The organism is Ferruginibacter sp. SUN106, from assembly GCF_050611765.1.
Lineage (GTDB): Bacteria > Bacteroidota > Bacteroidia > Chitinophagales > Chitinophagaceae > Ferruginibacter.
Map to the genome: position 1 here is coordinate 723213 of NZ_JBODJC010000001.1, position 22571 is coordinate 745783.

Annotated in this window: 22 protein-coding genes; 14 read left to right on the forward strand and 8 right to left on the reverse strand. The window is 37.4% G+C overall.

Annotation, left to right across the window (positions count from 1 at the left end; genetic code table 11):
* The first annotated feature begins 18 nt into the window (after nt 1–18).
* Nucleotides 19–642 carry a response regulator gene (locus ACQ334_RS02890; protein WP_430986659.1) on the forward strand — a complete coding sequence of 208 codons (624 nt, stop codon included), beginning with the start codon at nt 19–21 and terminating at the stop codon, nt 640–642.
* 5 nt (nt 643–647) lie between these two features.
* Here ACQ334_RS02890 and ACQ334_RS02895 read toward each other — a convergent pair whose 3' ends face one another.
* A complete protein-coding gene (locus tag ACQ334_RS02895; RefSeq protein WP_430986660.1) occupies nt 648–3689 on the reverse strand; it encodes a two-component regulator propeller domain-containing protein in 3042 nt (1013 codons plus the stop codon).
* A gap of 12 nt (nt 3690–3701) precedes the next feature.
* Entirely contained in the window at nt 3702–4988 is a 1287-nt protein-coding gene (locus tag ACQ334_RS02900; RefSeq protein WP_430986661.1) for an exo-beta-N-acetylmuramidase NamZ family protein, read from the reverse strand.
* A 177-nt stretch (nt 4989–5165) separates the two neighbouring features.
* Here ACQ334_RS02900 and ACQ334_RS02905 point away from each other — a divergent pair, with 177 nt between their 5' ends.
* Together ACQ334_RS02905 and pepT are read left to right on the forward strand one after the other, a co-directional pair.
* Complete coding sequence (locus tag ACQ334_RS02905) at nt 5166–5591, forward strand: FKBP-type peptidyl-prolyl cis-trans isomerase (protein WP_430986662.1); 426 nt, start codon at nt 5166–5168, stop codon at nt 5589–5591.
* A gap of 125 nt (nt 5592–5716) precedes the next feature.
* Complete coding sequence (gene pepT, locus ACQ334_RS02910) at nt 5717–6967, forward strand: peptidase T (protein ID WP_430986663.1); 1251 nt, start codon at nt 5717–5719, stop codon at nt 6965–6967.
* Between the two features lie 50 nt (nt 6968–7017).
* Here pepT and ACQ334_RS02915 read toward each other — a convergent pair whose 3' ends face one another.
* A complete protein-coding gene (locus ACQ334_RS02915) occupies nt 7018–8148 on the reverse strand; it encodes a PDDEXK nuclease domain-containing protein (RefSeq protein ID WP_430986664.1) in 1131 nt (376 codons plus the stop codon).
* Nucleotides 8149–8309: 161 nt separating this feature from the next.
* On the opposite strand from ACQ334_RS02915, the gene ACQ334_RS02920 reads away from it, so the two are divergent.
* The 4 genes from ACQ334_RS02920 (at nt 8310) to ACQ334_RS02935 (ending at nt 11021) form a co-directional block, all read left to right on the forward strand.
* Nucleotides 8310–9236: an SPFH domain-containing protein gene (locus tag ACQ334_RS02920; RefSeq protein ID WP_430986665.1), complete on the forward strand. Its 927-nt coding sequence runs from the start codon at nt 8310–8312 to the stop codon at nt 9234–9236.
* A gap of 92 nt (nt 9237–9328) precedes the next feature.
* Nucleotides 9329–9685 carry a cupin domain-containing protein gene (locus ACQ334_RS02925; RefSeq protein WP_430986666.1) on the forward strand — a complete coding sequence of 119 codons (357 nt, stop codon included), beginning with the start codon at nt 9329–9331 and terminating at the stop codon, nt 9683–9685.
* A 131-nt stretch (nt 9686–9816) separates the two neighbouring features.
* Nucleotides 9817–10494, forward strand: coding sequence for a MotA/TolQ/ExbB proton channel family protein (locus tag ACQ334_RS02930; protein WP_430986667.1), 678 nt, complete (start codon nt 9817–9819; stop codon nt 10492–10494).
* Between the two features lie 125 nt (nt 10495–10619).
* Nucleotides 10620–11021, forward strand: coding sequence for a biopolymer transporter ExbD (locus tag ACQ334_RS02935; RefSeq protein WP_430986668.1), 402 nt, complete (start codon nt 10620–10622; stop codon nt 11019–11021).
* Nucleotides 11022–11035: 14 nt separating this feature from the next.
* Here the strand turns inward: ACQ334_RS02935 and prmC are convergent, their stop codons facing one another.
* Nucleotides 11036–11899, reverse strand: coding sequence for a peptide chain release factor N(5)-glutamine methyltransferase (prmC, locus tag ACQ334_RS02940; protein WP_430986669.1), 864 nt, complete (start codon nt 11897–11899; stop codon nt 11036–11038).
* 30 nt (nt 11900–11929) lie between these two features.
* Between prmC and ribD the strand changes: the two genes are divergently transcribed.
* The 7 genes from ribD to ACQ334_RS02975 all read left to right on the forward strand — a co-directional run bounded on the left by ribD (nt 11930) and on the right by ACQ334_RS02975 (nt 18696).
* Nucleotides 11930–12976, forward strand: a complete 1047-nt coding sequence (gene ribD / locus ACQ334_RS02945) for a bifunctional diaminohydroxyphosphoribosylaminopyrimidine deaminase/5-amino-6-(5-phosphoribosylamino)uracil reductase RibD (protein WP_430986670.1) — start codon at nt 11930–11932, stop codon at nt 12974–12976.
* Nucleotides 12973–13857 (forward strand): hypothetical protein, encoded by an 885-nt coding sequence (locus tag ACQ334_RS02950; RefSeq protein ID WP_430986671.1) that lies wholly within the window; start codon nt 12973–12975, stop codon nt 13855–13857. Before ribD ends, ACQ334_RS02950 begins: the two co-directional genes overlap by 4 nt.
* Entirely contained in the window at nt 13850–14521 is a 672-nt protein-coding gene (locus tag ACQ334_RS02955; protein ID WP_430986672.1) for an IMPACT family protein, read from the forward strand. Before ACQ334_RS02950 ends, ACQ334_RS02955 begins: the two co-directional genes overlap by 8 nt.
* A 157-nt stretch (nt 14522–14678) precedes the next feature.
* Nucleotides 14679–16955 carry a gliding motility-associated C-terminal domain-containing protein gene (locus ACQ334_RS02960; protein ID WP_430986673.1) on the forward strand — a complete coding sequence of 759 codons (2277 nt, stop codon included), beginning with the start codon at nt 14679–14681 and terminating at the stop codon, nt 16953–16955.
* Between the two features lie 210 nt (nt 16956–17165).
* Nucleotides 17166–17510 (forward strand): Mpo1-like protein, encoded by a 345-nt coding sequence (locus ACQ334_RS02965; protein WP_430986674.1) that lies wholly within the window; start codon nt 17166–17168, stop codon nt 17508–17510.
* A gap of 7 nt (nt 17511–17517) precedes the next feature.
* Complete coding sequence (locus ACQ334_RS02970) at nt 17518–17844, forward strand: MmcQ/YjbR family DNA-binding protein (RefSeq protein WP_430986675.1); 327 nt, start codon at nt 17518–17520, stop codon at nt 17842–17844.
* Nucleotides 17845–17853: 9 nt separating this feature from the next.
* Nucleotides 17854–18696, forward strand: coding sequence for a hypothetical protein (locus tag ACQ334_RS02975; protein ID WP_430986676.1), 843 nt, complete (start codon nt 17854–17856; stop codon nt 18694–18696).
* A 73-nt stretch (nt 18697–18769) separates the two neighbouring features.
* Here the strand turns inward: ACQ334_RS02975 and ACQ334_RS02980 are convergent, their stop codons facing one another.
* From ACQ334_RS02980 to ACQ334_RS02995, 4 genes are all read right to left on the reverse strand, one after another.
* On the reverse strand, nt 18770–19381 hold the full coding sequence (locus ACQ334_RS02980; protein ID WP_430986677.1) for a YdeI/OmpD-associated family protein: 612 nt from the start codon (nt 19379–19381) through the stop codon (nt 18770–18772).
* A 7-nt stretch (nt 19382–19388) separates the two neighbouring features.
* The gene (locus ACQ334_RS02985) at nt 19389–20138 is read right to left on the reverse strand and encodes a class I SAM-dependent methyltransferase (RefSeq protein WP_430986678.1); all 750 of its coding nucleotides are present in this window, start codon (nt 20136–20138) and stop codon (nt 19389–19391) included.
* 205 nt (nt 20139–20343) lie between these two features.
* Complete coding sequence (locus ACQ334_RS02990; protein ID WP_430986679.1) at nt 20344–21234, reverse strand: 3-hydroxyacyl-CoA dehydrogenase family protein; 891 nt, start codon at nt 21232–21234, stop codon at nt 20344–20346.
* Nucleotides 21235–21325: 91 nt separating this feature from the next.
* The gene (locus tag ACQ334_RS02995) at nt 21326–22510 is read right to left on the reverse strand and encodes an acyl-CoA dehydrogenase family protein (RefSeq protein WP_430986680.1); all 1185 of its coding nucleotides are present in this window, start codon (nt 22508–22510) and stop codon (nt 21326–21328) included.
* Nucleotides 22511–22571: the final 61 nt, after the last annotated feature.

The window sequence follows — 22571 nt, forward strand, 5'->3', positions numbered from 1 at the left end:
CTCTTTTGGGGATAAGGCATGGCAATAAAAATTTTTATAGTGGATGACCATTACATGGTGATAGAAGGTATTCATTCACTATTACAAAACGAAAAAAATATTGAATGGATGGGCCATGCCACCAATGCCGCATCCTGCCTGGCTTTTTTGCAACAGCAAAAACCGGATGTGATTTTAATGGATATTAACCTGCCTGACAAAAGCGGTATTGATCTGTGTAAAGAAGTGAAAGATAAATACCCTGCAATAGCTGTTTTAGGCTTAAGTACTTTTAACCAGCAAAGCTTTATTGAAAAAATGATTGCCAGTGGCGCATCGGGTTATGTTTTAAAAAATGCTACGCAGGAAGAACTGATGGAAGGCATTGAAACTGTAGTGAAAGGAAAACAGTTCTTAAGTTTTGATGCAGCGCTCGCCCTGAGAAAAACAGATACGCAAAATAATATGCCGGTTATCACCCGTCGTGAAAAAGAAGTGCTGGAGTTAATTGCAGATGGTATGACGAATAACGAAATTGCTCAAAAATTATTTATCAGCAGTACTACGGTAGATACACATCGTAAAAATTTACTAGCCAAATTTGAAGCTAAGAATATTGCAGCACTTATTAAAGTGGCAGTGCAGATGCATATGATTGAATGAGCAATTTATTTTTTTTCTGCATAGGGAAATTCCATTAATGCAGAAGTGCCTTCATTAGTTTTGGTACGGTAATCCATCTTTCCTTTTAATATTTTTATCCTGCTCTCAATATTCTTTAAGCCCATGCCTTTGTTTTTTAATCCTTCTTCTAAAACAAAGCCTTTGCCATTATCTTCAACAGTAACATACAGCCGGTTTGAATTATAACTTAATTGCACGATAGCATTTGCAGCGCCGGAATGTTTGATAATGTTATTAATAAGTTCCTGTACAATTCTGAAAATATGAAAAGCCTGTTCTTCGGTGAGCTGTATTTTTTCGGTGTCCAATGCACTGAAAGCAATATTTAATACACCAGGTTGTGTCATGCTATTACAATAGTCCCTCAGTGAATTCTCCAGTCCGTTATACATTAAATTTTCTGACGCAATGCTATGAGAGATGTTACGTAATTCTTTTATCGATTCATTAAGCTTATCAATAGTAGAGTGAAATTGTGTTTGTTGATTATCATTCAGTGTCATTTCATTCTTCATGGCCGAAAAAGAATGTTTAATACCGCTCAGCATACTGCCCAGCCCGTCGTGCAGTTCACGTGCCATCCTGATGCGTTCCTGTTCAATAGCATTTTGTTTTTCCAGTTCCGATTTTTCTTTTTCTAACTTTTGTGTATAATAAGTTTTTATTAAATACCAAACGGCTAAAGCAAGCACTGCTATCAGTAGTAAATTAAACCACCAGGTTTTATTCCAGGGTGTGGCAATAAAAAAGTGTAAGGGCTGTTCAGTTTCATTCCAGCGATTGTCGCCTTTATGTTTTGCTCTTACCCTGAAAGTATAATTGCCGGGTTTGATATTAGCATAAGATGCGGTTTGATTAACGCCGGAAAATATCCAGTCTTTATCTGCGCCTTGCAGCAGGTAACTGTATTCAATATCTTTTCCTTTATTAAAATCGATGCCGGTAAAATGAAATTGTAAATTATTTTCTGATGGGTCCAGCATTAAATTATTCTGAAGGGTATCATCATATTTTTTTCCATTCAAAATAATTTCATCTGTATAAACAGGAAATTTTTCTTTGCTGATATCCAGTAATACATCAGGGTCAAATTCCATTAATGTATTGTTGCTGCCAAACCATAAAATATTTTTTTCTTTATCGTAATAGCTGCAATGGTCTGTAAAGTCATCTGCAGGTAAACCATCTTCTTTTTTAAAATTGATGAATTTGTTTTCATTAACTATAAAACAACTCAAACCTTTTAAAGTGCTTATCCATAAACGGTTTTTATTATCAAACTGAAGGCCGGTAACAAAATTGCTGGGTAGGCCGTCTGCAATATTATAATTAACCGCAGTGTTTTTAACGGGGTCATATTTTATTAAACCACTGCCATCAAATGCCACCCATATATTATCAGCACTGTCGTGCGTTACCATATTAATTCCCAGATGACCAACGTTTTCGGTTCCTTTTATTGTAAAGAAATTGATTTCATTAAAACGGTCTTTCAAATGGTCCCAGTGTAATAAACGATCAGTTTTATTAACACCAAACCAAAGGTTTTTTTTACTGTCTTCTGTACAGCTGGTATAATAGCCGTTGGTAAATGAGTTTACGCCATCATCTTTTTTATAGGTTTTGTAAGTGTCGCTACCCGCAAGCTTGCGCACAAAACCTCCACCACGATTGGCGCTATACCAAACATCTCCATTGCTGTGCACAAAACCCAGCACAAGCAATTCTATATCAGGATAAAATTTTTTTAAACTATTGTCGGTTTTAAATTGCCGGTTGCTGGTATTGTAAGTTAACAAGCTGTTGCCTGCGCCTGTTCGTATTACTTCATCATCTTTAACAAACAGGTCCCAGTTGTTGATATTACCGGGATGTTGTAAAGCATTTACTTTTCCGGTATTGGTATTTAACTGGTATGCCTTACCAAAATATACAGAAGCATACATGTTATCATCAGCTCCTTTTACCACGCTCATTAATCCATTCCCGTCACTGGTTATAAATTCATCGGTCCAGCTTTTAATAGATAAGGCATTGGCATTTAATTTATAAATACCTCCTTTTGTCCCTATCCAGAAATTATTAGCTTTATCTGTGTAGCTGGTAAAAGCAACACTATTAAATACAGAACTGTTGTTGTCTTTGGCAGCAGTAATAAATGAAATGGTATTGGTGTGGGTATTAAGAATACGGATACCGCTTTCTGCTAACAACCACAACTCGTTGTTTGGCTTGGGTACAATTTCATACACAAAACTGTTGGTGTAGTAAAGCCCATTGGCATCTTTTACTAAATGCTCTGTTTTTTTTTCTTGCAGCGAATAACGGAAAATGCCAAGCCGGTATTCACTAAAATACAATTGCTGTTTTGCAGAATCGTAATACCTGAAAAAAGGGATAAAACTTTTATCAGGTAAATTAAATGCTATCGATAACGGGGTGCTTTTTTTTGTTATAGTATTATAAATGGCAACTGTGTCGTAAGCCTGAAGTAAAAGTAAACTGTCTGTTAAATAAAAAGCATTTAATTGATTACCGGTAGTTGCTTTTCCCGAAAGTGTAATACTGTCGGTTATTACAAGCCTTTCATTAGCTATATAAACTTTAGAAAGTGCACTTAAATAAAAAATATTTTCCTTCGGTGATTTGTCAATCCAGGCAAATGGCTTATCAGGAAGTGCTGGCGAATAAAATTTCTCAGTGTAAGTATTAAAACAAACAATACGGGTATAATTAGTAAATAATAAGTGCCCTTTTTTATATTCGTAAATATTGCTGAAAGAATTGCTTTTTACAATCGTATCATTTTTTGGAGCGTAAAAATTCTTGAAATTTTTCCCGTCAAACCTGCTGAGGCCTTCATTAGTGCCTATCCAGATAAAGCCACGGCTGTCTTGCGTTATAGATTGTATGATGTTATCACTAAGCCCCTGTGCGGTAGTGTACCGGGTAAAGGAATAATTTTTTTGCTGGCCCAATACATTACCGGCATACAAAAGCAATATGTAAATAATAAGCCGGCGCATGCAGTATCGGGTTTATTCGAAATCTTTGTACAATAAATATTTTTTGCGGATGATTTTAAATGCAGCCAATTGGGGTGCCCAGCTTTTTCTTATTTCAGCTTCTGGTACGCCATTTTTTAATTGCTGCATCAGCTCGGCATTGCCGGCAAGTTTATTAAAAAAATAATCTTCTGCCTTACCGCTTTTAGGTTGCAGAAAAAAACTATCCTTGCCCGGGAATAACTGGTAAGCCTGAAGCAAATATTTTAATTGTATTTTTTTGTCTGCAGCTTTTAAAACTTCCTCAGTAGTGCCGCTGATATTCCAGCCATAGCAAACCTGGTTAAAACATTTGCTGCTTTTAGCACCAGCATTAGGCATCGGTGTAAACGCAAATAAATTTTTGGGTAAAGAAGGATGCCCGAAAATTTGAAATGGATGATCTGTTCCTCTGCCTTCGCTCAGTATAGTACCTTCAAAAAAACAGGTGGAAGGGTACAGGTAAATACTTTGCATCTGTTTTAAATTAGGTGAAGGATTTACCGGCAAAACATAAGTTGTGTTATGATCGTAGTTTTTGCATTTGATAACTGTTACATGAAAAGGGGTATCAGCAGTTGGTTCAGTTGTAACATTGTAAGCATTAATGGCATTAGCCGCAGGCGATAACCAGTTTTCTCCTGCAAGCATTAACGCATATTCACCCATCGTCATACCATACACAATGGGTACAGGCTGCATGCCTACAAAACTTTTAAATTTCATATTCAGTACAGGGCCATCTACATAAAAACCATTGGGGTTGGGCCTGTCTAATATCATCAGGGGTTTGTGGTTTTCCAGGGCGGCTTCTAAATAATATTGTAAAGAAGAAATAAAAGTGTAAAATCTTACACCTACATCCTGTATATCAAATACCAGGATGTCCACATCCTGCAGGTCTTCTTTTGTAGGTTTTTTATGATCGCCGTATAAGCTGATGATGGGAATGCCGGTGGTTTTATCTTTATCATCAGCAACATGTTCGCCTGCATCGGCAGTACCCCTGAAACCATGCTCCGGGCCGAATATCTTTACTATTTTGATCCCTTTTTTTAACAAGGTATCCACCAGGTGAGTCCCTTTTATCAAACTGGTCTGATTAGCGAAAACCGCTACAGACTTGCCTTTCAGGTAAGGGAGGTACACTTCCATGCGATCGGCACCAGGCATGATTGCAGATTTTTGATTGCTGATTTCAGATGTAAGATTGCCTGTTTGGGAAATGGCAGCCTTAACTGCAACAAACATTATGACCACGCCAAAAATTGCCTTTTTCATGTGGTAAAGTTGCCGAAAAGTTTTTAAATGCCGTATTTCATTTATGGATAAATTTGCAGTTTAATTTTGTCCGCACATTGATTTTAAAAGATCGTAAAGGTGGAAGGCGTAAATCCTCCAACCTGCATTATCCTTCCAAGTCCCGGTTCAGACAAATTCATACAAAAACAAAAAACAATGCAAGCAAAAAACGGAGATAATGTTAAAGTACATTATACAGGAAAATTAGTGAATGGCGAACAATTTGATTCTTCAGCAGGAAGAGAACCATTGGGTTTTACAGTAGGCGCTGGCCAGATGATCAAAGGATTTGATGCCGCTATACCAGGAATGGTAGTAGGAGATAAAAAAACTATCAATATACCTGCAGCAGAGGCTTACGGTGAAAAAGACCCTACAGCAATTATTGAATTTCCTAAAGAACATGTACCTGCCGAAATGAAACTGGAACCAGGTATGCCATTAACCTTAACCGATCCCCAGGGTAACCCTGTACCGGTAATTGTAGTGGAATTAAAAGATGATGTGATTGTTTTAGATGCTAATCATTTTTTGGCCGGACAAGAACTGATCTTTGATATTGAGCTGGTAGAAATTAATTGAGTTAAAAGTTATACGTTTTAAGTCATAAGTAAAAAAAGCAGTTTGCATTTGCAAACTGCTTTTTTTATGAAGTATTCTCTATTTTTACTTATAACTTACAACTTAATACTTATTACTTTTAAAAGATGATACAAATTAGCCCCGATCTCATTGCCGAACGTTTTATGCGTTATGTACAGGTAGATACACAAAGTGATCCCACCAGTAGTGCACACCCTACATCAGAAAAACAAAAAGACCTGAGCAAAATATTGCACCGGGAATTGCTGGGCCTTGGTATTACTGATGCTACTACAGATGAATATGGTTATGTATATGCAACTATTCCTTCTAACAGCGATAAAAAAAATATACCGGCAATTTGTTTTTGTGCCCATGTGGATACAGCGCCCGATTGCAGCGGCACTAATGTAAAGCCTATTCATCATCGTTATTATGATGGCAATGATATTGTGCTGCCGGATGATACAACACAGGTATTAAGCATCAGCAATTCACCTTACTTAAAAGAACATATTAACCACGGTATAATTACAGCAAGTGGTTTAACATTATTAGGCGCCGATGATAAAAGTGGCGTAGCTGCTATTATGCAGGCCGCAGTTTATTTTATGCAATACCCTGATGTAAAACATGGCGATATAAAAATTTTATTTACACCTGATGAAGAAGTGGGGCAAGGCACGGCCAAAGTAGATATGCAAAAATTAGGCGCACAGTTTGGCTATACTTTAGATGGTGGCGAAGCAGGCAGCCTGGAAGATGAAACTTTTAGTGCAGATGGAGCAACAATAACTATTCACGGAGTAATTGTACATCCCGGCTATGCAAAAGATAAACTGGTAAATGCTTTAAAAGTTGCCGGTGCAGTATTGAATGCGTTGCCAAAAAATGAATGGAGCCCCGAAACAACAGAAAAGAAACAAGGCTTTGTACATCCTGTTGCTGTAAATGGTATTGCAGAAAAAGCTACCCTACAATTTATTGTAAGAGATTTTACTACCGATGGATTAGCGGCTCACCATAACCGTTTAAAAGATATAGCATCAGCAGTTGTAGCTCAGTTTCCTGGTGCTACCATGGAATATGCGCAACTGGAACAGTATCGCAATATGAAAGCAGTACTGGATCGTTATCCCCAGGTAGCTGCTTATGCTAAAGAAGCGATAGAGCGTGCAGGACTTAACGTAAAAATAGAAAGCATCCGTGGCGGTACTGATGGCAGCCGCTTTAGTTATATTGGTATGCCTTGCCCTAATATTTTTACGGGCATGCAAAATATTCACAGCAAATTAGAATGGATCGGCACAAAAGATATGGCCAAAGCTGCAGAAACGATTGTGCATTTGAGTATGATATGGGAGGAGAGAAGTTAAAATCAATTAATTGAAAACTTAAATCCCGGCAAATTAATTGGCGGGATTTTTTATTCTTCATCTGCCTGGTTTAATTGTTGTGTAAACTCCTCTACTGTTGGTAATGCCTGTTTAATATTATTGGGTAATTGTGTGTAAGTAAATTCGCTTACCCCCATAGGCTTATTTATATCCTGCAAACTAAAATCAACCACTACATTATTTTTGTTTTTGCAGAGTAAAATACCAATGGTGGATTTGTCTTCCGGTTCTTTTACCAGTTTATCAATAGCCGTTAAATAAAAATTCAGTTTGCCTAAATATTCGGGTTCAAACTCCGTTACCTTCAACTCAATAAGGATATAGCATTTTAATTTGGTGTGATAAAAGAGCAGGTCTGTTTTAAATTCCCGGCCACCAACACTCAGTACAAATTGCCTGCCCATATAGGCAAAGCCTTTGCCTAATTCCAGTAAAAACCGGGTGATATTGTCCACTAATTTTTGTTCCAGTTCATGCTCTTTTACATGAGCGGTAAGGTTTAAAAAATCAAAATTATAAGGGTCTTTTAGTAATGCATTAGCAAGGTCACTATCAACTTCTGGTAAAGTGCTTTTAAAATTGTTGATGGCTTTACCTTGCCTGTTGTATAAGTCACTTTCTATTTGCATTTCCAAAACCGCTCGGCTCCAGTTGTTTTCTACGGTTTGGGTAAGGTAAAAGGCTACTTCTTTTTTATCTTTTACCTTTTCGATGATTGTAATATTATGTATCCATGGTATTTTTAGGCAATGCTGTAAAATAGGAGGATAAGAATTTTGATCTGCCAAATGCTGACCGATCTCCAAATGTCCCGCAGCTTGCGGGATATTTGGAGATACTATTTGTCCAGCAAGCTGCGGGACAAATTCAAATGATTGATTGTAAAACAGGTAGAATTTCTTAGTTGCAAATAAGTTTGACCGTGAAAAACCACCCATTTCCGGAAACTCAGCTTTAAGATCCTGGCTCAACTGGTCTATAAAACCAGTACCCCATTTAGCCTTTTCCTGTTTTTCTACAATCTCCCTGCCTAAATTCCAGTATAGTAATATCAACTGGCTGTTTACTGCTATAGCGGCCTTTACCTGGCTTTGCTTTATGGTTGATTTTAATTCAAATAACCATTTTTTGTAGTCGGTGCTTTTTAGTAACGTACTCATGGGTCAGGTATTTTTATTCATCTAAATATTATCAGACAGGCTTGTTCAAATGTTGGTTGCGTATTGGCATGATTCATACAGAATAAATACAAAGAAGTAGTCTAAAGATTTTCCTTTGCTAACACTAAAAATTCTATACCTTCAATTTAAATTTTATAATTATGAATGATTATATTCAGTATTGGTGGGTAGCAGTTTTAATAGTAGCCATTTTAGGTTGCTTTGTTACCATTAACCAGGGACTTATTGGTGTGGTTACCATGTTTGGTAAGTACCGTCGTATCATGCGGCCGGGATTGAATTTTAAATTGCCCTTCCTGGAGCAGATCTACAAAAAAGTGAGTATTCAAAACCGTTCGGTGGAACTGGAGTTCCAGGCCGTAACGGTGGACCAGGCAAACGTGTATTTTAAAAGCATGTTGCTGTACTCTGTTATTAATGTTGATGAAGAAACCATTAAAAATGTGGCTTTCAAATTCATCAGCGATAAAGACCTGATGCAGGCATTGATCCGTACAGTAGAAGGAAGTATCCGTGCATTTGTATCTACAAAAAAACAAGCTGAGGTATTGAATGTGAGGAGAGATATTGTAGAAAATGTAAAAGAACAGGTGGATATTACTTTAGAAAGCTGGGGTTATCATTTGCAGGATCTGCAAATTAACGACATCACTTTTGATGAAGCGATCATTACCAGTATGAGTAAAGTAGTGGCATCAAACAATTTAAAAGCTGCCGCAGAAAATGAAGGGCAGGCTTTATTGATTACCAAAACCAAAGCTGCCGAAGCAGAAGGTAATGCGATTAAAATTGCAGCAGAAGCAGAAAGACAAGCAGCTCAGTTACGTGGACAAGGTGTGGCTTTGTTTCGTGAAGAGGTAGCTAAAGGTATGAGCCAGGCGGCAGAACAAATGAAACAAGCTAACCTGGATACCAATGTGATTTTATTCAGTATGTGGACAGAAGCGATCAAAAACTTTGCAGAATATGGCAAAGGCAATGTGATCTTTCTGGATGGCAGCAGTGAAGGCATGGAAAAAACCATGCGCCAGATAATGGCTATGCAACAGATGGATGGAAAAAGATAACAAGGTCTGACGTCCTCGTCTGACCTTGTTGAAAAAATAATAAAAAGAGTGCCGTATTTTACGGCACTTTTGTATTGATAAAACTTTATACTATGCCTCACTTTAAACAAGACAAACCTTTTGTAGTACCCACAACTGATGGTAAATTAATCGAAGAACATTTTGGTGCGTCCACCAACGAAACTAATTTAAGCATTGCACATATGCTGGCACCTGCAGGCTGGAGTGAACCTTTTCAAAATCCTGAATTTGATGAGTACACATTAGTAAGCCGTGGAAAAAAAATGTTTGAAGTAGATGGAGAAAAAATTATTGTGGAAGCAGGCCAAAGCATTTTAATTAAAAAAGGCAGCCGTGTGCGCTACAGCAATCCCTTTGAAGAACCTTGTGAATACTGGAGTGTTTGCCTTCCTGCATTTTCTATTGCATTGGTGCACAGGGAAGATTAACAATTCTTTAAGCAGCATTTTTGCATTGTGTTCGTTTAGGTTTTAATCTTGCAATGGATTGGCACAATTATAGTGTACAGGAAACTAATTATAAATTAAACAATTACTTTTGTTCCTAAATCAGCTTAACTATGTTTGATATTCTTCTACAGATCGACAGCACCGGAATGGTAAAGGCTTTGGCCGTACAAAAAGAAAGTGTGATGGGCCTTTTGGTAAAAGGCGGTATATTAATGATCCCATTGGCCATATTATTTGCCTTAGCCATTTACTTTTTTATTGAAAGACTGATCGCTATCAGAAAGGCAAGTAAGATAGAAGATAACTTCATGAGCATTATACGTGACCATGTAATTACGGGTAATGTTACTGCGGCCCGTAGCCTGGCAAAAAATACCAATAACCCTGTTGCCCGTATGATTGATAAAGGCCTGCAACGTTTAGGTAAGCCGATTGATGCTATTGAAAAAAGTATGGATAATGTAGGCAAGCTTGAAATTTACACCATGGAAAGAAACCTGAATATACTTTCTGTAATATCACGTATTGCACCGCTGTTTGGTTTTGTGGGTACAATATTTGGTTTGATCTTATTATTAAAAGATTTTGCCGCCGCCGCCAATCCTGCTATCAGTGATATTGCAGATGCGATGTATGTAAAAATGATCACTTCTGCAACCGGGCTGATCATTGGTATACTGTCATTTTTAGGGTATAGTTTTTTAAATACGCAAATTGATAAAACAGTAAACCGGATGGAGGCCGCAAGCGCTGAGTTTATTGATATTTTGCAGGAGCCAACAAAGTGAGGCGTGAGTGGTGAGACGTGAGTAAGAGAAATCAAGTTGCATCAGAAGGTTACAAACTCACGACTGACGATTCACCATTCACAACTGACGTAAAATAATGCTACACTAATAAATTATTTTTTATAATGAGTTTACGCAAACGTTTAAGGGAATCACATAGCGAAGTGGATACAGGCCCGTTGAATGATATCCTGTTTATTCTGTTAATGTTCTTTTTGCTGATCTCTACATTAGCGAACCCTAATGTTATTAAAACTAATTTACCCAAAGGTAAAAGTGATACTAAAATGCGTCAAAGCGTTACCGTTGGTTTAAATAAAGATGGCAAATTGTATATGGGGCAAATGCCTATTAGTTTTGCAGAACTGGATTCTGTGGTAAAAATAGAAGCTGATAAAGTAAAGCCTGATACACTTTCCATTGTAATAGCTGCAGATACAGCAAGCAAATACGGGGATGTATTTAAAATATTTTATGCTGCTAAAAAAGCTGGTGCAAAAGCAGGGTTTAATGTTACACCTAAATAATTAAAAAAATAAAATCAGAAAGAAGCGATCACCATTCTTTCTTTTCCAAACATATCTTTTTTTACAATTACCTGGTGGTAGCTGGCACTAAACAGTTGCGCCACCTGTTGCGTATAATCTTCATGCGTTTCTACAAAAATTTTACCGTTGTAGTTTAAATGGCTGCGGCCAAATTTGGCGATCTTTTCATAAAATAACAAAGGATTATTATCGGGTACAAATAAAGCCGTGTGTGGTTCATAATTCACCACATTCTTATCTAAAAGCGTTTTTTCTCTATCAGGAATATAAGGAGGGTTGCTGATGATAATATCAAATAACATTAATTCCGGCCAGCGGCTTTCATCTAAAAAATCAAACAACGTACATTGAATATTGGTCTTATTGGTGATCGCATTTGTTCTTGCAACTTCCAAAGCATCTTCGCTGATATCTAATGCAATAACTTTTGAAGAGGGCAGGTTTTTTTTAATAGCAACAGCAATACAACCGCTTCCGGTACCAATATCCAGGATGCTGATCTGCTTTTGTTCAAAACGGTAATTATTGATCACCATATTAGTAAGCTCTTCTGTTTCTGGCCTGGGTATTAACACCTTATCATTTACCTGGAACTGCATGTTGTAAAATGTGGTATTGCCCATTACATACTGCACCGGCTTGTGTTGTAATAACTCTTCCTGCTTTAAGGCTAATTTTTTAAGAATAGGGTCGGGCACTTTTTGCAGGGGATTTTTAATAAGGTCTGCTTTTTTTATATTGGCAATATTCTCAAATACCCAGTCGGTAATTACAGTAGCTTCACTCAGGTCGTAAACAGATTGTAATTCCACTAAAAAATTCCGGTATAACTCTTTACTATTCATTTTTGCAAACATACTTTATTTTTTGATGCTTATTTTTGTCCCTTGACCGATAATGAAAAATATATATACCGTTGCCTGCAGCTGGCCCGCCTGGGTGCAGGGCTTGTAGCACCTAACCCCATGGTTGGTGCCGTGTTGGTATATGAAAATAAAATTATAGGAGAGGGCTATCACCAGCAATACGGGCAGGCGCACGCCGAGGTAAATTGCATTAACAGCGTTGCTGCAGAAGAACAGGTGTATATAGAAAAAAGCACCTTATTTGTTTCGCTTGAACCTTGTGCACATTTTGGTAAAACACCGCCTTGTGCCGACCTGATCATTAAAAATAAAATTCGCAATGTGGTTATCGGATGCAGGGATAGTTATACTGAAGTAGATGGAAAAGGTATTGCAAAACTAAAAGCCGCCGGTATAAATGTAACAGTAGGAGTCTTGCAAAGAGAAGCACTCGATCTGAACAAACGTTTTTTTACTTTTCACCAGCAACAAAGGCCCTATATAATTTTAAAGTGGGCACAAACTAAAGATGAACAGATAGCAGGTAAAGATGGATTACCATTGCATATCAGTAATGAATTTACCAACAGGCTGGTGCATCAATGGCGCAGTGAGGAAGCGGCAATAATGGTGGGTACAAATACTGCTTTAAAAGATGATCCGGCTTTAACTACAAGATTATATCCCGGAAAAAATCCTTTGCGTATTGTGATTGATATGGAACTTAAACTTCCAGCCTCATTACAATTATTTGATAATACTGTAAAGACAATTGTTTTTAATGCAGAAAAACAAAGTGAAAGCGAAATGCTTTCCTTTTATCAGCTCAATAAAAATGAGCAAATCATCCCTCAGATTTTAAAGGTGTTGTACAGTTTAAAAATTCAATCGGTAATTATTGAAGGTGGTACAAGATTATTACAATCATTTATCGATGATAATTTTTGGGATGAAGCCAGAATAATTACCAATGCCGAAATGACAATTGGAGAAGGAATACTTGCACCGCTACTGCGACATCAAAAATTATTACAAGAAGAAATTATACTCACCGACAAAATCAACTATTTCACAAACACCAAACAATGATCTATTTATTCGGCAGCATTCTTTTCAGTTCTTATTTAACGCTTTCATTTAAAGTATTACAAAGGTTAAAGATCAATACGCTGCAGGCAATTGTATTTAATTATATCGCCTGTGTGCTTACAGGTTCGGTGGTTAATGGCTCCTTCCCGGTAAATAAAACCAACATAACGGCGCCATGGTTTGTATGGGCATTATTAATGGGTGCTATGTTCATCAGCATTTTTAATGTGATAGGATTTACCACACAAAAATTAGGTGTGGCAGTAGCATCTGTGGCCAATAAATTATCCATGGTGATTCCTTTTGTTTTTTCCTTGTATTTATACAACGAAAATTCGACCGGGTTAAAAATTGCAGGCATTGCTGTTGCATTGATAGCCGTGGTATTAACCTGTTATCCTTCGCAGAAAAGTGATGGCACAACAAAACAAAGCCGGCAACTTTTATTACTGCTGCCGCTGTTATTATTTGTAAGCAGTGGTTTACTGGATACTTTAATTGTGTATGTGAAAAATAATTTCTTTATCAACCCAGAAGATAATTTTAATACTTTTCTCATCTCTGCTTTTTCTGTTGCAGCATGTATCGGCTTTCTTATTTTAGTGTTGCAGGTAGCTACAGGCAAACAACAATTTTCTTTTAAAGCAATTTTGGCAGGCATCATCATTGGTATACCTAATTATTTTTCCATCTGGTGTTTGGGAAAAGTGATCACGGCTTACAAAGGCAACTCATCTGCAATAATACCGGTAAATAATATGGGTATTGTTTTGTTCAGTGCAGTAGCCGCATGGTTATTATTCAAAGAAAAATTATCATTGGTCAACTGGATCGGAATTGGTTTGGCTATTGCGGCGATTGCATTAATTGCCTATGGATAAAACTTTAGTGCTAGCAGTAAGAAGAGACAGAGATTTAAGAATAATTTTATTAGAAATGAGCGAACAAGATTTTTATTATACCATAACACAATCCTCTACTGCTGAATTTAAAGACAGGGGCAGTAAATTTATTGCCTATGCATTTCCTATAGAAACGGCAGATGATTTTAAAACGCAATTGCAGCTGTTAAAAAAAGAACATCCCAAAGCAGTACACCATTGCTTTGCCTATCGTATTGGAACAGATGGCAACAATTTCCGCAGCAGCGATGATGGCGAACCTTCAGGTACTGCAGGCAAACCCATACTGGGACAAATAGATAGTAAAGAACTTACCAATGTTGCTGTAGTTGTCGTGCGCTACTGGGGCGGTACATTGCTGGGCGTGCCGGGTTTGATCAATGCCTACAAAACCACAGCGGCACTTGTTTTCCAGGTTACGCCAATCATTCAAAAGCAGGTAGAATTAAAATACACTATTGAATTTGATTATACTCAGATGAATGATGTAATGATGATACTAAAACAATTTAACTGCACCATCATCACACAGGAAATGCAATTATTTTGTATGATAAAAACGGGCATTCCTAAAAATCGTTTGGAAGAAAGCCTTTACCGGCTGAAAGAGTTGCAAAATGTAACCGTAAAAAAAATTGTATAAAAAAGGATTTAAGTTTTTTTGAAAAGAATTAATATAGATTAGAAAATAGCGCAAAGAACATTTACACAATAATGAGTTTTTTGAGATTTGCCTGAACACAAATTATTTGTTAGGAGTATATGAAAAAATGATAATTTAGGAGTGGCAAAACTATTATATGAAAGCCCTGCTCTCTTTCTTTTTTCTCTTAATTTTTATACATCCGGTTCTTGCACAGCGGGGTAATAATTGGGTTTTTGGCAACAAAGCATGGATCAACTTCTCCACTACACCAGCGTCTGTAGCAACCAGTGCAATGATACAGTTAGAAGGATCTTCATCTATTTCGGATGTTAACGGAAATCTGCTGTTCTATTCTGATGGGGTTACCGTATGGAATGCACAACACCAGGTAATGCCAAATGGCACCGGACTTTTTGGACATTTCTCCAGCACCCAATCATCTATGATCGTTCCTTTTCCGGCCGACTCAAAAAGATATTATCTCTTTACAATGGATGTAATTAATGGTGTACATGGTTTGAGTTACTCAGTGGTGAATATGGACCTGGATAATGGCAGGGGAGACATTGAAATGAAAAATAATTTCCTGGTTGGCCCTTCGGCTGAAAAAGTGACCAGTGTAAACCATTGCAATGGAAAAGATGTTTGGGTAACTACAGCACAAAAAAATTCTGACAAATTTTATTCTTACCTGGTTACTGCATCCGGGATACAACCTCCGGTTATTTCTTCCATTGGTGTTCCTAATAATTTTTTTTCAATAGGCTATTTAAAATTTTCGCCAGACGGCACAAAACTGGCATGTGTTAATTTAGGAACAGGCCTTGACCTTTTTGATTTTGACCCCTCTACGGGGCTAATATCAAATAGAAAAATTATCATGAGTGGTGCAAACCAACAGCCATATGGCGTTGAATTTTCACCCAATTCAAAGGTGTTATATGTAGCTAATATATTTGAATTACAGCCCCTCTCTCACAGGTGTGACGTACGCCAGTATTCCGGTCTTAATGCCGATGCTTTGTCGATAATTGCAACAAAAGTTGAATTGGATTCAGCTTATTTATCAGGGACACAAGGAATCGCCTATTTTAGTGCGCTTCAATTGGGCCCTGATGGTAAAGTGTATGTATCATGTTTTGGAACTGCACTTGGCATAATTGGTAAACCGGATGTAAAAGGGGTTGGATGCAGTTATTTAAAGTCAGCATTTCCTCTGGCAGCAGGCACAAGTAATCAATATGGTTTACCTGATTTTAATCAAAGCTATTTTAAAGGAACTTTTGGCTATAAAACTTCCTGTACAACAAAGGATGTGGAATTCTATTACTCAAGACCCAATAATGCAAGTGCTGTAAAATGGGATTATGGCGATCCTGCGTCAGGAATAAATAACACATCTGCCAACGACAGTTCAGCTCATACTTTTACCAATCCGGGTACTTATGAAGTAACACTTATTACTTTTCTTAATTGCAGAAATGATACGATGAAAAAAACAATAATCGTTGATCCGTTAACGGTTAATCTTGGCCCGGATAAAGAATTTTGTGGTGTTATGAATTATCTACTAGATCCGAATAGCGGCACAAACAGAACATATTTATGGCAGGATAATTCAACCAGCCCAACATTAACCACATCGCTAAGTGGCTTGTATTGGGTGGAAGTAAAAAACAGTAATAGCACCTGTGTGCTTCGGGATAGTATTCAACTGAATTTTAAACCAAATCCTGTTGTACAACTTGGTATGGACACAACTATTTGTGAACAAACAACACTTTTATTAGATGCTGGTAATCCGGGAGCTACCTACCTATGGCAGGATAACAGCAGTAACCAGAAATTACTGGCAAAAAAAACTGGCAGCTATTTTGTAAAAGTAAATTTGAATGGTTGCGAATTATCTGACACGATCGTTATAAAAAACAAATTAATACCAGAAGTGCATCTCGGAAATGATACAATGATTTGTAACGGCATGACGATACTATTAAAACCCCTTTTGAAAAATGCTGAAAATGCAGAATTTTTGTGGAGCAATGGAAATACCACCACTACTATTGCAGTAATGCAACCGGGAAATTATTCAATAACTGTAAAGAACAGTTGCGGAATAACGTCAGATGGGATCATTGTAAAACCAGGTGTTTGCCAACTTTATATCCCTTCTGCATTCACTCCTAACAATGATGGTAAAAACGATATTTTTAAACCGGGTTATGGAGATAATATTGTAAGCTATTCAATAGAAATTTATAACCGTTGGGGTGAGAAAGTTTTTACGAGTAACCAGATTAATAAAGGCTGGGATGGAAAATTTAAAGGCGTTTTGCAACCGGCAGGAGTTTATGCCTGGTTAATCCGGTATAGAGTTTTTAATAACTCAATGGAATACATCGAAAAAGGAACTTTAATGATGTTACAATAAATGAACCATCGGGCAACCTTGTTACCAGATGAATGATAGGCAAAGTATTGCTGAGAAAAAGCCGGTTGATCAAACGGGGTTTGTAATTTTCTAAAAATAATTTTTTATGTACGGTTGATTCTACTCAATAAGGGTGACTGATTCTGTAAAGAAAGACTGCTGCAAAAATAAATACGATAAATTCCGTAACTTTCTAAAAATACAATTGCTATGGCTACAGAAAAAAAATACAAAAGCTTCTGGAGTTTTTATCCTTACTACTTAACAGAACATGGCGATGCAAAAAACCGTACGCTGCACTTTATAGGTACTGCCGGTTTGCTTACAATTTTAATTGTTGCTATTGTGTTACAAAAATGGTGGATGCTGGCGCTGATACCGGTTTGTGGTTATGGCTTTGCATGGGTAGGCCATTTTTTTATAGAGAAAAACAGGCCAGCTACATTCACTTATCCATTGTATAGTTTGGGCAGCGATTTTGTAATGTTCTGGCATATACTAACCGGGCAGATCAATAAAAAATTAGAAGAAGCAAAAAAAATAATTCAACCCTGATCATAAAATGGACATCGAACAACTAAGAGAATATGTTTTACAAAAACCTTTTGTTACAGAAGGTTTTCCTTTTGGAGAAGACACTTTAGTGTTTAAAGTAAAAGAGAAAATATTTTTACTCACCGGTTTAGATAGCAGCCCGTTACGGTTTAATGTAAAATGCGATCCGGATAAAGCGATTGAATTAAGAGAAGAATTCCCCGACAATATTTTGCCCGGTTTTCACATGAATAAAAAACATTGGAATACAATTGTTGTGGGTAGCGCAATACCCAAAAAATTGCTGGAAAAAATGATCGATGATTCCTATAACTTAGTGAGTAAGAAAAAATAACATTAAGCTATGGAACAAAATGAAAAATTTTCCGACGACCCTCAGGAAAATTTCAGGATTGAAAATGAAATTCTGAAAATAAAATTAAAGGCGCAGTACGGCGACGCATTTCTTATGCAGAGTAACGAAGGCTTGCCTCCCGAAATTGAAAATCAATTTTTAAAAAACATTATTGCATTTGAAGATGCTCATGTTAATGCCGAACTTACTACCGTGTATGAAGGCATTGGTAAGCCCACCTATAAAACTGTAGAAGAATTAGATACCACGGCAATTACAAAAGAGCTAAAAAGGATACTAACTATTATGGAAGAGCATGGTATTAATCTGGATATTAATGACGGGCCCTATGATGATAGTATAATTTATAAATTTATTACCGAAGAATTATTTGCACACGAAATTGACAAAACTCCTGTTTTCGGAGGTAGCTGGAATTTTATTTACGAAGAATTTCATCCTAATGACAAAGTAGAAATTGAAAGAAATACCCATCAGTTTTTGGGGCATTGGTTTAGCAGGCATTTTGATGATTATTCCGGCGAACTGGGTAATGAGCTAATAACTGCAGATGGCAGGATATTAAGTTATAAGGAGCTGCTGCAAAAATTGCAACCATTTTTTGAATCTTTCACCGATTTTAAAGATGGCGGGTATAATATTGACGAAATAAAATTTGAATTACAGGATGGGGGCAGAGCACTTGGACATGCAGAAGGCATGTTGAAGTATGATGCGGTAATGGAAAATAGAGAAACAATTCATTACGAAGGGCCTTACAAATTATACATGCAAAGAGAAGATAAATGGTGGACGATATTTTATTTTGTAATGCCCGGATTTGAATGGTAGTGAAAAGTGAATCGTCAAAAGTGAATGGTCAAAAGTCAAAGATGAATACAACTCACGTTTCACCATTCACGACTCACGCCTTGTATTTCCAGTTACGGCTTTTCCCTTCTGCCATCATTTCAATAGCGCTGGCAATACGTTTGTTCCTCGTCTCTTCTGTTTTGGCTTCAGTGATCCATTGTACATATTCTTTTTTGTGAGAGTAAGCAAAGGCGTCAAATACCTGCTTTGCTTTTTTATTTTTGCTGATTGCTTTTGTAAAATAATCAGGCACCACCAATTCTTTTTTCTCTGCAGGTTTTGGTTTAGCTACTTTAATACCTTTATCATTTAAAGCCATCGCTTCTTTTATCCATGCAGCTATTTTTTTATCGGAGGGCAGATCTTTCATTGATGTTAACCTACCTAAATGCCCCATTGATATTTCTGATTGGGCATTGGCCATCAGTATAGGATCTTTCATCAGTGAGGCTTTCCAGAAACTCATTACAGCATGTTGTTTAAATGCAGCCATATGGCATAGCATCTCACCTTTGTAATCAAAGAAGGGCATGCTCCATTTCATTTTTTCTTCAGCATCCGGGCAGGTTTTGTGTACCAGCTCACGAATATGATTTAAAATGGGTTTTGCAAAATCTGCTGATTTAGCAATGTAAACATCTACTGATTTTTCTTTTTTTGCCATAATGCATTTATGATTTTTTAGTAGCAGTACACATCCAGTCCCAGGGATAAGGCTCGGCCAGCCATTTTGGTGGCTTGTGAAACTCTGTGGTCCAGGGATAATTTATTTTTTTTACCAGGGTTACTTCAAAACCTTCCTGTGCCAGCAGGAATTGCAGTTCTTCTTTTAAATAATGTTTGGTAGGTACATTATCAATATCTGTAACACCCTGGTTAAAATTTTTTATTTTTTGAATCGCTTCTTTAAGTGCAGGCGTTTTATCATTTTCTGCATCATCTACATTCCATCTGTCGGCAATTATGTTGGTATATAATTTCGATTCTAGTGATGGCACCACCAGTACCAATTGGCCTCCTTTATTTAAACACATAGAAAGTGATTGAAAAAAATTAATTCTTTTTTCAAGAGAAGCGGTGAGGATGGCATTGATACAGATAGCAACATCACATGGTATTACGGTAAGGTCGTTAGCAGACATATCCATGCGATGGTATTCCACATTATCATATTCAGGATACCTTTCTTTTGCAATCTCCAGGTTTTTGGCAGAGATATCGGCTGCAATAACCTGTTTGAATTTTGGTGCCAATACAGGTATCCATTTGCCTACAGCACAGCCGATGTCAATTACAGTTTTATCAGCAGCAGCCATTTTTTCAATGGCAGCAACTATACTGCCTGATACATCATTCTGCAGTACATCAAAAATTTCTTCGTCGTAATTGGGGGCAATTGTTTCCCAGTATTTTCTATCCATAATCGGGCAATATTAAAAAACAATTTTGCAAATGATAATTCAAGATGAAATTATTCAACTTTCGATCATCAATTTAAAAATTTATTTTTTATCGCCGAAAATATAAAGGCCTTTTTTTTACAGGAGATATACACCATAGAAATAAAATGGTAATAAAAATGCTTACACTTTAAGCGTAAGCATTTTTATTTTGCAAATTGTAATATTACTTAAACCTTTCACTCACCACTAACTCTTTACTTCCGGCAATATATTTATAAAATCCTTCCCCGGTTTTAACGCCTAATTTATCTGCCATAACCATATTCACCAGTAATGGGCAGGGTGCATATTTAGGATTGCCAAAGCCATCATGCAATACATGCAAAATAGAAAGACAAATATCAAGGCCTATAAAATCGGCTAATTGCAATGGCCCCATCGGGTGCGCCATGCCTAGTTTCATCACAGTGTCAATAGCTTCTACATTAGCAACGCCTTCGTATAAACTGTAGATCGCTTCGTTGATCATCGGCATTAAAATGCGATTGGCAATAAAGCCGGGATAATCATTCACCACACAAGGTATTTTGCCCAATTGCCTGGTCAGCTCAATAACGGTTTGCGTAACTTCTTTTTTAGTTCCATACCCATTTATGATTTCTACCAGTTTCATTACCGGCACGGGGTTCATAAAATGCATACCAATAACCTGTCCCGGCCTTTTGGTAATTGCTGCGATTTTTGTAATAGAAATAGAAGAAGTGTTAGTGGCTAAAATGCAATCTGCCGGAGCATCCATATCCATCAGTTTAAAGATGGTGAGCTTGGAATCGATGTTTTCTGTTGCAGCTTCCACCACCAGCCCTGCATCTTTTACACCTAATGCAATATCTGAGAGTGTGGTGATATTAGCAAGGGTTACTTTTTTATCTGCTTCCGTAATGGCAGCTTTTGCAATCTGCCTGTCCAGGTTTTTTTCAATGGTTGCCAAAGCCCTGTGCAATTGCGTGGGGTTAGAATCAATTAAATTTACTGTAAAACCACTTTGTGCAAATACATGGGCAATACCATTACCCATGGTGCCTGCGCCTATGACGCTGATATTTTTAATCATTTCCTTAAATTTTTATTTGTCTGATTCAAATATAAGTAAGCTCAAAATAAATTTCGCTGATGTATCTCAGTTGCCCGGGTAACAGGCGTTATTATTTAAACGCATTCAGCCCTGTCACATCCATACCCGTGATAAGCAAATGAATATCATGAGTACCTTCATACGTGATCACACTTTCCAGGTTCATCATGTGGCGCATTACCGGATATTCGCCGGTAATGCCCATGCCACCTAACATCTGTCGGGCATCTCTTGCAATATTCGTTGCAATTTCACAGGCATTTCTTTTGGCCATACTCACTTGTTGTGGTGTTACTTTTCCTGCATTCATCAATACACCCAGGCGCCAGTTTAATAATTGTGCTTTGGTAATTTCAGTTACCATCTCCGCCAATTTCTTTTGCTGCAACTGAAAACCACCGATAGGCCTGCCAAACTGAATTCTTTCCTTACTGTATTCCAAAGCAATATGATAACAATCCATTGCTGCACCAACTGCTCCCCAGGCAATACCATAACGGGCTTTGGTCAAACATCCTAACGGGCCTTTCAACCCTTTTACATTAGGTAAAATATTTTCTTTCGGAATTTTTACATTGTCAAAAACCAGTTCACCGGTGGCGCTTGCACGAAGACTCCATTTGCCATGTGTTGTGGGTGTGGTAAAACCTTCCATGCCCCGTTCTACAATCACACCTTGTATCTCATCCTGTTCATTTCTTGCCCATACCACTGCCACTTGCGCAAAAGGTGCATTGCTGATCCACATTTTGGCGCCGTTTAATATTACATGGTCACCGGCATCTTTAATATTAGTCAGCATGCTCGAAGGATCGCTGCCATGATTGGGCTCTGTTAAACCAAAACAACCCAGCCATTCGCCACTTGCCAGTTTAGGCAAATATTTATTACGTTGTGCTTCGCTGCCATATTGGTAAATAGGAAACATTACTAATGAACCTTGCACACTGGCAGTAGAACGAACACCACTATCGCCTCTTTCTAATTCCTGCATCATTAATCCGTAGGAAATATAATCCAGTCCGCCACCGCCATATTGCTCAGGTACCGTTGGCCCAAAGCAACCGAGGTCGCCCAATTGTTTTACTATCTGCACAGGAAATTCCGCCCGTTGTGCATAGTCTTCAATAATGGGAGAAATTTCTTTCTTTACATAATTGCGAACACTTTCTCTTACCAGTTTGTGTTCTTCCGTTAATAATTCATCTACATTAAAATAATCCGGAGATTGAAAATTGTCTGTTTTAGCTGCCATGGAATCGTTAATTAGTTTATTTGTTTAGTGGTTAACTGGTTATTAGTTAATTCGTGTAATT